Here is an 11,472-nt window from a genome sequence, read left to right on the forward strand (position 1 = left end):
TGATAACGCTGGGGGCTAAAAGCCTTACTGGGCGGGCTTGAGAGGGGGTTGGGAGGTGAAACTTGGGGAAGGTTTGGGGCTTGACTGGTCCCCCGACAGAATTCATATCTGTAGGCTGTATATGCCGATCGAGAGAAAGTGTTCCTTAGATACCAACAAAAATACCAACAGGCACATCGGCGTAGGCTCGACAGTCGTAGAGGGGCATTATGCGTAAGGTTATTCTGCCGCTCGGAGCAGAAATATCTGGAGATTTGGAGATAAACGCTCTTTCCCGCTTGTGAGCCTTGTCTGGCAAGGCTTTCGTTATCTCCAAGTCTATCTCCAGAACACACACTTTCTTGGAGACAATGTTGGAGATACGGTGTCGGGCAGCCAATGGTCGCTCCGTTGCTTGCGAACTGTCCGCCGTCTGGAACGCTGCGCGCAAAGAATTGCCCCGCGCCGCCATGTACCGGCGTGCGGCTGAGCTTGCAGTTACCGCTAGCTACCAGCTTAAGCACGACGGGGCCTACAGAATGGAATGATGTAGGCAGTTCGCGGCTCAGTTCGAGCGTCAGGAGCGAAACGATAGGCGGGAGCAACGCTCTACCGAGCGGGCACAGCTGCAAGATATACCGCTGGCCGATAAGGCGATGTAGTATCAGGTATGCGTTCTGGTGCGCCCTCGGCGCGGCATATAGTGACAATCGCAGCACTACAAGATTCTTAACGATAAAAAATGGCAGATTTTAAATTACTTTTAAAGTACGTTAGAACTGGCACGGCGGAAGGCGATCGAAAATTCCTCGATCAAATTTTCGTTACTCCCTCGGAGTTCGAGAATTTAATCGGAATTGAGCCGGGCGGAATGCGCATACTCGTTGGAAATAAAGGGATCGGGAAGAGTGCGATTGTTGAATGGATTGATAAAATATCGGCAAAAAGAAATATGCCGTGTGTGCTTATCCGGCCGGATAATATTTCGACAAAGGATTTGCCGGTGGCTCAGGATATTGGGTCATTGAAAAGATTTTACTATGACGTGCTTTTGAGGTCTGTTGGGGCGCAAATCGGAACCCAGCTAAAAGGTCTACTGAAAGGGAGTGCGGCAAAGCTTCATAATGAGGCCCGGCAGGCGGGTCTCTTGGAAGATGACTTCATTCAGAAATCCTTGGCGTTGATTAGTGCTGTTTCAATGCCCGTATCAAAAATAAATGGAATTCAGCTGGCGAAAGAGCTCTCTGGAGTCAATTCTGCGACCCAGCTGGTTGGTGCGATTAACACGCAGCTACTATCTAGTGGATCGCTATTTTTTTTGCTCATCGATGACACTGACCAACTGGCTGCACCAGATCAGCCGGCACATTTGAATCGGATTTGGGCATTGCTACTTGCTGTCCGGCGTCTAGTGGGAGAGTGCGATTCGGTACGTGCGATCGTCACGCTGCGTTCAGGTGTATGGACGCGGCTTACAAGCGAGAGTCAAGGGCAACGAGACCAGACCGATCACTTGCGCGGTTTGGTGGTGCCGATCCATGCAGATGACAAGTTGATGCACAGCATTGTTCGCCGCCGACTTGAGCAAGCTGCAAAAGATGCTGGCAAGGCACGTGTTGACCCATATACGGTGTTCTTTAATGGCTCGACAGTGACGCTTCCGTCTAGTACTGAAAAGCGATCTTGGGACTCATTTATCACTAAATCAGCTCGTGAGCGACCGCGTGACGCAATTCAGCTTATAAAAAACATGGCAGATTATGCCGTAAAGAATGGTGCGCAATTGATCGGAAGTGATGAGGCTGATGAGGGAATGAAGATTTATTCCGGTGAGCGCGTGGATGATATTGTTAATGAGTTTTCGTTAGATTGCTCCAATATTAGAGAGGTTGTTAATTCATTTTCTGATTTACCTTTTGAGTCGGGATTTGAGGAGTTGAGGGGGCATCTGGGTAAGGTCCCTAGTATTGCCTCAATCGTAATACGTGGTAGTGTAATGCATCCGCAAAATGATGATGACTCGATAGTCATCCTTGCTCTTTTGCATGAGACTGGTTTTTTGAATCCGCGTGTCGCTGATAAGCGGCAAGTACGCGGCTTCAGGCATATCTTGTTTCAGGAAAATCCGAATTTCGTGAAGCTGTCAAACTGGAACGAAATGCAGGCTGCGACTTGGGAGGTTCATCCTGCATTTCGCTCCTATTTGCTCGGGGTGCGACAGGCGCAGGCTGCGCGTGCACAGAATGCATTGAAAGCACCACCTAAGGGCGGATCCTGACGCACGACTGACGCGCTCGCGTGATACCGATCGTTCATTCGATCCCCGTGAGGGATCGTATGTCAAACTCATGAAAGGATTGCCCTAGCAAGAGCGAATTATGTGCGGAAGACGTTGCGAGGAGTTAATGCCCGTGACGGATCGGGCGGAAATCTGCAAAGAATATAAAGTATCAGGTACGAGACCTTGCAGAGTAGCGTCCGTCGCGCCAAATGTTTGATTGAATTGGACTGGTGACGACTACCGAAACGAATCCGCAGCCGCTGAGGTTGATCGATACGCGGCCAGTCTGTGGTGACGGGCATCCGCGATGTCGCCATCTATTTCATACAGCACCGTTTGTATTTCTTGCCGCTGCCGCATGGGCAGGGGTCGTTTCTCCCCATCTTGACTTGTCTCGCTTCGCGAGCGATCTGAGCCAGCGAAGCGGCTGGGACTCCATCCTTCATTGCACGGGTAGCGTCATCCATGATGTTGGACTTCTCCCATTCGAAGTCCAGTGAAGTGCCGAACTGCAGGTTGGCGTTAGGATCAACCGAAACACCGAACCAGCGGCGGGCCTTTTGCCTGTATTTGCGCTTCTCGCAGTGCGCCCGAAGGGTGTTCATGGCCGCGCTTGTCGGCGCAGGGTTGCAATGAAAGCAAATACCGCTGTCTGCGTGGCCGATCGTGAAGTCATGAAGCTTACCGTCTGTTCGCGTCTGACGTGTGATCGCTTCTAAGCCGTGGTGAATATTGCGACAGGAGTCTTCACTCATGGCAAGCAACTCAAATCCAAGTGACAATGTCGCTGGTTCTGCTCGTTGCTCAAGCTGAGCGACTAGGCGTTCATAGATTGTTCCGTTCAGCCGAGTGAGAATACCCGGCGGTGTGTGATCACCGGGTATGTTTTCCCTACGTACGGTCATCGCAACGTCGAGGTCGACCGAAATTGAGTCCTCCAGCATCACGAAGTTATATTTCGAATCCAGCCACAAATTTTGTTTCAGATGGAATCCAAGCGCAGTGAGTTCATGGCTGATTATCACCTTCTCGGTAGCAGCAAGCCGCATCTGGACGTAACTCAAGAGCCGCAGCGGCGAGGAGAGTATTTCGGTGAGTGCATCAAGCAGGAACACGTCCATTACAAAGGGTGGTCTGATCCGGTCGGACGACTGATACACGAGAAATTCTCGCGCCTGGAATGCTAAAGCCGGGTAGTGCTCAGAGATCAGGTTGAATATGTAGATCTCCTTTGGCGTATGCCGCAACGTGATTTTTCTGTCGTGTGAGTCTAATAATTGGCAATCGCCGCCTATGATGGCATTCGCACACAGCCAGCCTTGGTTATACGAGTCTTGGATCGCTGCTGCGAAGTCCTTTCTTAGCTGTCCGTCGTTCCCACGACGGGCTTCCAGCGTGAGCTTCTTGGCCTTTGCTTGAACTACGATAAGTCGATCTCCAAATTCAACCAGAACGTCGATCTCGCCGACGGTAGCGCCTTTGGCTCGCTGGAGATCTACATTCCGGTAGACGTGCTGAGAGCCGAAAACTTCAGCCAGCCTCCTCTCGGCAAACCGCTCGATGAACTCACCTCGATGTGCAGACGCGGTCTCCATATAGTCCTCGTCAGCCATCATCCAATAGAACGGTGACTCATATATCGCCTCGTAGATTCCATAGTGTTGAAACAGCAGAACACTGCCGTGACCGGTTTGGAGCAACGGGGTCGCCGCTACTGCGTTAAAGTCGCCTAGTGATTTGAAGGTTTCGTTGTGGCCGCGCAAAGTGAATGTCGCTAAGAAGGCTTGCACAGCCGGCATTGGAACCCGGGAACGATGCGCGATTTCTTCGGGCGATAGTTCGAATGCTGGCAACCAGCTATTTAGCATCCATTCTGAGGATCTACTCGTTGCGAGAGCTGTCGTAGTTTTTTCGTCTACCAAGTTACACATGGCACTCGCGATTGTGCGAGCCTGATGAATTGAAAACCCTTTGTTCTGGACTAACCATGGGTCGTCAGCCTCATACTTATCAGTGGCGAGGTCTCGATACTGGAAGCTATAAGCCGACTCGCCGCCGTAAAATATAGGCTCGCGGAACACTTCACCCCTCCAAATGGCAGGGTCCTTCTGACCGCGTTGCATTGCATTCAACATGGAATCTCTTGCTGGCCGATTCATGGCGTCGTGCAGCTCTCCCATCAAGCGATCGGTACGCTGAATCAACGCTTCGACGACATCGGGAGACGGTTGCGCCAGATCCACTGATCCCCGGGCCATCAGGCCGAGTAGCGTTGTTATTTCCGTTCGAATGAGACGCTGGGGGCCGAATAGCTTCTGCATATCCTCCGCTTTCATCTCCTTCTGATACGCAATCAAGTTGTCGCGGTAGCAAATCTGTGCGATGACGTGGGCGTACCCCGGGGATAAAGCAAGCTCAGCTAAATCGCCGAACACTTCCGCTTCGCTTCGAGATTCGTCTTTCATGGTCTCTTCCCTCGATGGATCGATTGAGTCAATTCGTACAGTAAAGGGACCTTCGGGCGTTGACCGATCAGTTCATTGCTTCGTTCGGTAAGTCCACGTCTGTTGGTCGACAGCATGGTGGATGCAAAGCAACAAGACAAGCCGTGAGAAAATGAGGCTCGCCGAGCCTAGGGCGGCCACCCGAAAACCGGACACCTTCACCGGCTGGCTCGGCGCTCTTCGTGAAGGCCGCACAGAAGGGTGTGCTATTGCCTCGTTCAAAAATATCTGGTTCAGTTTCCACGCTTAAGCCACGCGCCGGCATTCGATCACGGCGCTCACGGCGGTGCGTCAAAAGAAGCATCCTTTCGGTCGCTGCCACAGACGCCAAACACCGAGCGTCCCAGCCTTTTGCTGCGGACGGTGGCGAAAGTCCCTTTGGGAAAGTGCAAGACATCATTCCGCGTAACGTGTCGGCTGGTGAGGCGATGGCTTTGCTGGCCGGCCTTCTTGTCAAGTGCATTGACGAGAACGATCTGCGTACTGCGCAAGAGCTGATGAAGCACGAACTGTTCAACAGTCGCACTTTGGAAGGCGTCGTGCTCTACGCGCGGCGCGAAACCGAGTCTGCGCTGCTGGAGCGCATCAACGCTTTGCATGAGGAGATCGCCGAATATGCCGAAGAGCGCGACATGTCGCTCGCGCGTCTGGCGATGCTTCAAGCCGAACAACGAGAGCGGCAAGAGCAAGCTAAGCGGGAAAGACAAAAGGCCATCAAACCGGCTCAGGCCGTGCGGCTCTCCAAAGCGAAAAATACAAAAATTGTCGATGAATTTATCCGTCGTCGGCAGAGTGGCGACGACATTCAGGGCCGCAATGTCTGCTCAGAAATTGCGGCCCGCTTTGGCGTAACGGCGGATCATGTGCGTAAACTGAAACGGGCTTGGCTTGCAGGATGACTTGATGAAACGCGATTTAGGCAGCCACAGTCTTGTTCTGCGTGATGCCAAACGAGATTGTCGATACGTTGGTCGCGTTTCGTGCCTCAGGCTCTCGGTTGTGTCGATGGTGACACAGTCATTCTCAGGGAGCACAAATGTCTGCAAGCAACACCTTCGCTTCACGGGCACCGCTTGGGCTGCCGCTTGACGGCTTTTCGCGCTGGAGTGATCTGCGGCGGTTTGTCCCTCTTTCCCGCGAAACGGTGCGCCAACGCGAGCTGGAGGGACGCTTTCCGCGCGCAAGTCGTCTGACGCAGCGCTGCACCGTCTGGTCGAATCGAGAAATTCATCGCTGGATGGCCGACCCGTTGACCTATCGTTCTGCCGATCTGGTATGCGACGCGACGGAGGGCGAGCGATGACAACTAGCGTGAGCGTGGCAACCGCCCGCGTGGCAGCGCGACAAGCCAAACAAGAGGCCGATGCGGCATTTTACGAATGCGAGCTGGAACGTCAGCATGAGCGGTTCACCGAAGCGCTTACGCGCGGCGCGGATGAAGCCAGGCGTGAAGCGGCTTGCTGGATCGTGGCAGCAGCAACAGTGTTCGAACGCGATGCAGAACGTATACCGTCGCGTGCCAGACGTGCTGTTGAACTCATCAAGCACGCGATTTTCATGCTCGATCCGAAGGCCCCGGAATGATGTCGCACCAAATTCACTTTGCCATGGTGAAGGGGACAGGAAGTCGACCTTCGTGCTGCGCTGTCGCTAATTTCCCCCTTCCTCGATTTGCACGTCGCGGTGGTGCGCAGTATCCTAAGCACGTCGCTGAAACAACAGCGACCCGGATTGGCGTCTGGAATATGCAAAAGGCGGACAACCGCAACCGCGCGGTTTTTTTACGTCCGCACGCTAAGTGCCTTCAATGGTCGGGCCTTGGCGGGGGTGCCCTCGGGCACGCCGGTTTCCTTTTGCGCCGGTACGCCAACTCCGTCATGTGCCCGGCCACCCCAATTGGCGTTGGGAGTCGGGTTCCACACCCAGCAAAAGGAGGCCGCACCCAATGCGCCAGTTCACGCCCGCCCATACCAGGCAGCCACCCCAACTCATTCAGTCCATCATCCGCGCGGCATTGCGCGATGCAGCGACCGCCAACACATACCGAGAGGTGCTTGATGCCGCAGGTGCGGCACTGGCTGCGATCGCGGTGCTCGTTCGTGCGGAGGTGCGACATGGCTGATGCCTGCCTGTCTACCCAATTTGCAATGTTCGCGACGAGTGCGGCTCGCCGGTTCGCTCACCTCGAAGCGCTGTTCGATGCGGTCCGCTTGCATCTCCCGGAGGGAACGTACGAGCGTTCGCTCGTCGATATGGGGCTGGGCGTAGCCGGGCGCTACGCCGTTGACATGCGCCTTGCCATGCAGCGGGAGGTGAGCGATGAGTGAGCAGCGAACCCGGACTGCGATTATTGATGGTTTCGACAACGCGCCGCCGTTTGATACCGGTGCTCCGATCGAGCTGCAATTCGCCGTCAACCTTGGTGCGGTCTGCGCCGACGCGTGGCTCGACCTGAAAGGCAACGTGCGGCTACATGACTACGCGGCGCATCAGGCAGGTGCGTTCGCGCGCGGCATGGAGGCGGCGATGCAGGATGTCGGCGACTGCGATACGCACCGCGTCATGGTTGGCCGCCAAGCGTTTGCGGCCGGCCTGATGGGGCGTGTCCAACAGCACCTGTTCGCGGCGCTCGGCATCGTCAAGAACGAACCACGGGCGGCGCATTGAGGGGCTGGCCACGACAGAGACGAACGTGAACGCGATGAAATCTCCGCCGCACTTCGCGGCGGAGGTGAGGCGGCCGGACCGCCGTCGCATCTGCGAGCCGTCGATTACACGCTCGAATCAGTGCGGCTCAGCAGTAACACCCACGGCGATGACGTCGCAGTTGGCGGAGCGGTTCTGTCAATGTCGCACGCGTTCGGCGCTCATCCGTCGCTAGACATCCTCGCATTATTCAATTTTCGCGCGTCGTATCGTCGCTGATTCGATATGGATTGCTAATCGAAATTCGGTCGGCGCGCGCCCGGTATAAATCTATGAGTAACGAACCCATGTCCGAATTCGAGCGGGCGAAAGTCGCGCTCGGCTATGTCCAGCCCGACGACCGAGACACATGGCGCCAGGCGGGCATGGCGCTCAAGGCCGAGTTTGGCGAGGAGGGCTTCGTCCTCTGGAGCGATTGGAGCCAAGGTGCACGAAGCTACAACGGCAAAGACGCGCGCGATGTGTGGAAGTCGTTCAAGGGCGGCAAGATCACCATCAACACGCTGTTTCATCTCGCGAAGCTTGGCGGCTTCGATCCGCGCGCGCATCGAGCGAAGCCCATCGATCCAGCAGAGCGCGAGCGGCAGAAGGCCGAACGCGCGACCCGTGAGGCGGCCGAGCTGGCGGAGCTGACCGAGAAACAGCAGGCCGCGTCGGCACTTGCTGAATCGATCTGGTCGGCGGCCGAACCTGCGCCGGCCGATCACCCGTATCTCGTTCGCAAGCGCATCCCGGCCGACGCGCTGCGCGTCTATCGCGGCGGCTTGTGCATCGGCACGGCCGCATGCGACGGCGCACTCATCATCCCGGCCCGTAACGCGGACGGCAAGCTGTGGACGCTGGAATTCGTCCTGACGGACGGCCAGAAGCGCTATCTGCCGAATGGCCGCAAGGCGGCCTGCTTCTCGCTGCTCGGCGGCCCGGTAGCGTCCACGCTGCTGATTGGCGAGGGTTACGCCACGTGCGCAACGCTCGCGGCCGCGACGGGCTATCCGGCCGCTGTCGCGTTCGACGCCGGCAACCTGCACGCGGTTGCGACGGCACTGCGCGGCCAGTATCCGGGCGCGCGCATCGTCGTATGCGCCGACGACGATCACACGACGAACGGCAATCCTGGCGTGACGAAGGCCAGCGCGGCAGCCGAGGCTGTCGCCGGCATCGTCGCCGTGCCCGACTTCGGTCCGAACCGCCCTGCGGCCGGCACCGACTTCAACGACCTGGCTGCGCACCTCGGCCCGGATGCGGTGGCCGCTGCCGTGCGCGCTGCGCTCGCACAGGCCGGCTCGGCTGACGCCAGCAAGGGCAAGGCCGCTCAAACCACCACGAAGGCCGCCAAGCGCCCGAAAACAGCCCGCGCGCAGGACGGCAAGTCGCGGTTCGTCGTCGACGACAAGGGCGTGTGGTTTCACGGCTTCAACAATCAGGGCGATCCGCTCGCGCCGCATTGGGTCAGCACGCGGATCGACGTGATTGCGGAGACGCGAAACGAGATGAACAGCGAGTGGGGCTACCTGCTCGAATTCACGGACCGCGACGGCATCCTGAAACGATGGGCGGTGCCGGCCGGCCTCTTTGCCGGCGACGGCACGGAGCTGCGCCGCATGCTGCTCGATATGGGCGTCAAGCTCGGCGTGACGCAGATCGCCCGCACGCAGATCGCGAACTACGTGCAGATGGCGCAGCCGGACGATCGCGTGCGCTGCGTGCCGCGCGTCGGCTGGCATCACGGCGCGTTCGTGCTGCCCGATCGCGTCATCGGCACTGGCAAAGAGGCGCTGATCTATCAAGCCGATACGCCGATCCAGAGCCAGTTCAAGGAGCGCGGCACGCTGGATGACTGGCAACGCGAGGTCGCGGCCAACTGCATCGGCAATAGTCGCCTGCTGTTCTGCGTTGCCACCGCCTTCGCTGGTCCGCTGCTGCACTTCTCCGGGCTTCAATCGGGCGGGTTTCACCTGCTCGGCACGACGTCCAAGGGAAAGTCGACTGGCGGCGTCATCGCCGCGTCCGTGTTCGGCTCGCCGGACTACGTGCGGAGCTGGAAGGCGACCGACAACGCGCTCGAAGCCGTCGCCACGCAGCATAGCGACGCACTGCTGATCCTCGATGAAATCGGCCAGGTCGAGCCGCGCCTGGTTGGCGACGTTATCTACATGCTGGCGAACGAGTCCGGCAAATCCCGCGCATCGCGTAGCGGCTCCGCCAAGCCTGTCCTCACGTGGCGGCTACTGTTCCTGTCGAACGGCGAAAAGAGCGTGTCCGCGTTGATGGCCGAGGGCAACAAGCCGATGAAGGGCGGTATCGAGGTGCGCTTGCCCGCGATCCCCGCCGAGGTTGGCGAAATGGGTGTCGTGGAGAAGCTGCACGGCTTCCCGACGCCGGCAGCGCTGATCGAGCATCTAGAGCGACACGCAGGCATGCACTACGGCACGGCCGGCCCCGCGTTCATCGAGTGGGCATCGTCGCAGGCCGGCGAGCTGGCCGAACACGTGCGACTGCGCGTCAACGAGCTGGTCGGGCAGTGGGTGCCAGACGGCGCACATTCGCAGGTCGCACGCGTTGCCAAACGATTCTGTCTCGTTGCGGTAGCCGGCGAGCTTGCCACCGCGCACGGTCTGACCGGCTGGCCGCAAGGCGAATCGGTCGAGGCCGCGCGTCGCTGCTTCGAAGGCTGGCTCGAACTGCGCGGCGGTACGGGGAATTCGGACGAGGCCGAAGCCGTGCGGCAGGTACAGCATTTCCTCGCCGCACACGGCGACAACCGTTTCGTGTGGATGAACCGGGCGCAGGACGACCATCGGCCGAACGTGCCGCATCGAGCGGGCTTCAAGCAGCACGTGAAGCGCGATGAGCGGCGCACGCCCATCGCCTCCGATCACGAGTATTACACCGAGTTCGGCGGCAAGATGAGCGCCAACGACGCGGAAAGCGTGGAGACGGAATACCTGATCGAAGCAGCCGTGTTTCGCAAGGACGTGTGTGCCGGCTTCGATCACAAGATCGTCGCCAAGGCACTGATGAAACGCGGCGTGCTGATGCCGCGTAGCGACGGCTATCCGTACCGGCAGGAATACATCCCCGGCCACGGGAAATTCATGGTCTACCGCGTGTTGCCGTCGATCTTCACGCTCGAACTGTGAAAGTCGTCGCCGCCGTCCGGAAGGGCGGTAGCGGGCATTCCTTTGCGCGGCGTTTTTTTCCCGAGCGTCAAAGTTACTTTGAGCGATATGCACCAGACGGAACTAGGCGGCCGGTTGCCGCGACTCTTGCTGATTTCGTAACGCTTACGGCTCGTTTGTCTCCAGTATCTCCAGCGTTCTCCAAGTCGGTTGGAGACACTCGAATCCTTACCCCATAAGGCTTTCAGGTCGATTCTGGCGTTTATCTCCAGATCTCCAACTCGTTGTGCATTGCGCGGATAGGCATCGATCGTTGGAGTTGACCCCAATGCTAGATGGAGCGCGGCTCTCCGCGATTCGACGAGCGTCGACAACGCATTTTCGAAGGGGGCGGCCGCGACAGGCACCGATCAGACATTGTTACGCCCGTCGCAAGGGGCGGGGCTGGCCGAAACGCGAGGGACCCTGCGTCTACGGGAAAGACGCGGGGGATCAAACCCGCGTGCTTTTTCTACTGTCGACGCGTGCAGGAGGGGTCATATTCATCAACGGGCCGTATGTCAGAAGATACGAATTTTCGGGGGTACAAAAAATCCTTGTTTGTTTGATTTATTGGGGGTACATTTATTCGTATGGATGTTAGCTATGATTCGAGCAAGAGCGAGAAGAACATCGCCGAGCGCGGCCTCTCCTTCGAGCTGGCTCGCGACTTCGAGATGGCAGGTGCGTTGATCGTGGAAGATGTCCGGATGGTGTATCCGGAGCGCCGCTTCCAGGCGCTTGGCTATCTAGACGATCGCCTTCATATGCTGGTGTTCACGCCGCGCGGCGGCATGGTTCACGTTATCAGCCTTCGAAAAGCCAACTCCCGTGAGGTGAAGAG

At 57.7% G+C, this 11,472-nt stretch carries 10 protein-coding genes; 9 read left to right on the forward strand and 1 reads right to left on the reverse strand.

The annotated features are described in order from the left end of the window. The first annotated feature begins 721 nt into the window (after positions 1–721). Positions 722–2,257: a P-loop ATPase, Sll1717 family gene (locus ACYP33_RS12215; protein ID WP_459621939.1), complete on the forward strand. Its 1,536-nt coding sequence runs from the start codon at positions 722–724 to the stop codon at positions 2,255–2,257. Positions 2,258–2,577: 320 nt separating this feature from the next. On the opposite strand, the gene ACYP33_RS12220 is transcribed toward ACYP33_RS12215, so the two are convergent. Beyond that, positions 2,578–4,725 carry an SEC-C metal-binding domain-containing protein gene (locus ACYP33_RS12220; RefSeq protein ID WP_459621941.1) on the reverse strand — a complete coding sequence of 716 codons (2,148 nt, stop codon included), beginning with the start codon at positions 4,723–4,725 and terminating at the stop codon, positions 2,578–2,580. A gap of 425 nt (positions 4,726–5,150) precedes the next feature. Between ACYP33_RS12220 and ACYP33_RS12225 the strand changes: the two genes are divergently transcribed. The 8 genes from ACYP33_RS12225 to ACYP33_RS12260 form a co-directional block, all read left to right on the forward strand. Beyond that, positions 5,151–5,663, forward strand: a complete 513-nt coding sequence (locus ACYP33_RS12225) for a DNA-binding protein (protein WP_459621943.1) — start codon at positions 5,151–5,153, stop codon at positions 5,661–5,663. Between the two features lie 137 nt (positions 5,664–5,800). Continuing rightward, the gene (locus ACYP33_RS12230) at positions 5,801–6,067 is read left to right on the forward strand and encodes a helix-turn-helix transcriptional regulator (protein ID WP_459621945.1); all 267 of its coding nucleotides are present in this window, start codon (positions 5,801–5,803) and stop codon (positions 6,065–6,067) included. Beyond that, positions 6,064–6,348: a hypothetical protein gene (locus ACYP33_RS12235; protein ID WP_459621947.1), complete on the forward strand. Its 285-nt coding sequence runs from the start codon at positions 6,064–6,066 to the stop codon at positions 6,346–6,348. The genes ACYP33_RS12230 and ACYP33_RS12235 overlap by 4 nt, the downstream gene beginning before the upstream one ends. Positions 6,349–6,709: 361 nt before the next feature. After that, positions 6,710–6,886 (forward strand): hypothetical protein, encoded by a 177-nt coding sequence (locus tag ACYP33_RS12240; protein ID WP_459621949.1) that lies wholly within the window; start codon positions 6,710–6,712, stop codon positions 6,884–6,886. Then, positions 6,879–7,091, forward strand: coding sequence for a hypothetical protein (locus ACYP33_RS12245; protein ID WP_459621951.1), 213 nt, complete (start codon positions 6,879–6,881; stop codon positions 7,089–7,091). The genes ACYP33_RS12240 and ACYP33_RS12245 overlap by 8 nt, the downstream gene beginning before the upstream one ends. Then, positions 7,084–7,431, forward strand: coding sequence for a hypothetical protein (locus ACYP33_RS12250; protein ID WP_459621953.1), 348 nt, complete (start codon positions 7,084–7,086; stop codon positions 7,429–7,431). Before ACYP33_RS12245 ends, ACYP33_RS12250 begins: the two co-directional genes overlap by 8 nt. A 326-nt stretch (positions 7,432–7,757) precedes the next feature. Beyond that, on the forward strand, positions 7,758–10,610 hold the full coding sequence (locus ACYP33_RS12255) for a DUF927 domain-containing protein (RefSeq protein WP_459621957.1): 2,853 nt from the start codon (positions 7,758–7,760) through the stop codon (positions 10,608–10,610). Between the two features lie 611 nt (positions 10,611–11,221). Then, the coding region (locus ACYP33_RS12260; protein ID WP_459621955.1) for a BrnT family toxin at positions 11,222–11,472 on the forward strand (251 nt) is incomplete at its 3' end.

Source organism: Burkholderia sp. 3C (assembly GCF_054589155.1).

Coding starts and splice junctions, on each gene's coding strand:
- ACYP33_RS12215 (WP_459621939.1), top strand. CDS start 722: ATGGCAGATTTTAAATTACTTTTAAAGTACGTTAGAACTGGCACGGCG.
- ACYP33_RS12220 (WP_459621941.1), bottom strand. CDS start 4,725: ATGAAAGACGAATCTCGAAGCGAAGCGGAAGTGTTCGGCGATTTAGCT.
- ACYP33_RS12230 (WP_459621945.1), top strand. CDS start 5,801: ATGTCTGCAAGCAACACCTTCGCTTCACGGGCACCGCTTGGGCTGCCG.
- ACYP33_RS12235 (WP_459621947.1), top strand. CDS start 6,064: ATGACAACTAGCGTGAGCGTGGCAACCGCCCGCGTGGCAGCGCGACAA.
- ACYP33_RS12240 (WP_459621949.1), top strand. CDS start 6,710: ATGCGCCAGTTCACGCCCGCCCATACCAGGCAGCCACCCCAACTCATT.
- ACYP33_RS12245 (WP_459621951.1), top strand. CDS start 6,879: ATGGCTGATGCCTGCCTGTCTACCCAATTTGCAATGTTCGCGACGAGT.
- ACYP33_RS12250 (WP_459621953.1), top strand. CDS start 7,084: ATGAGTGAGCAGCGAACCCGGACTGCGATTATTGATGGTTTCGACAAC.
- ACYP33_RS12255 (WP_459621957.1), top strand. CDS start 7,758: ATGTCCGAATTCGAGCGGGCGAAAGTCGCGCTCGGCTATGTCCAGCCC.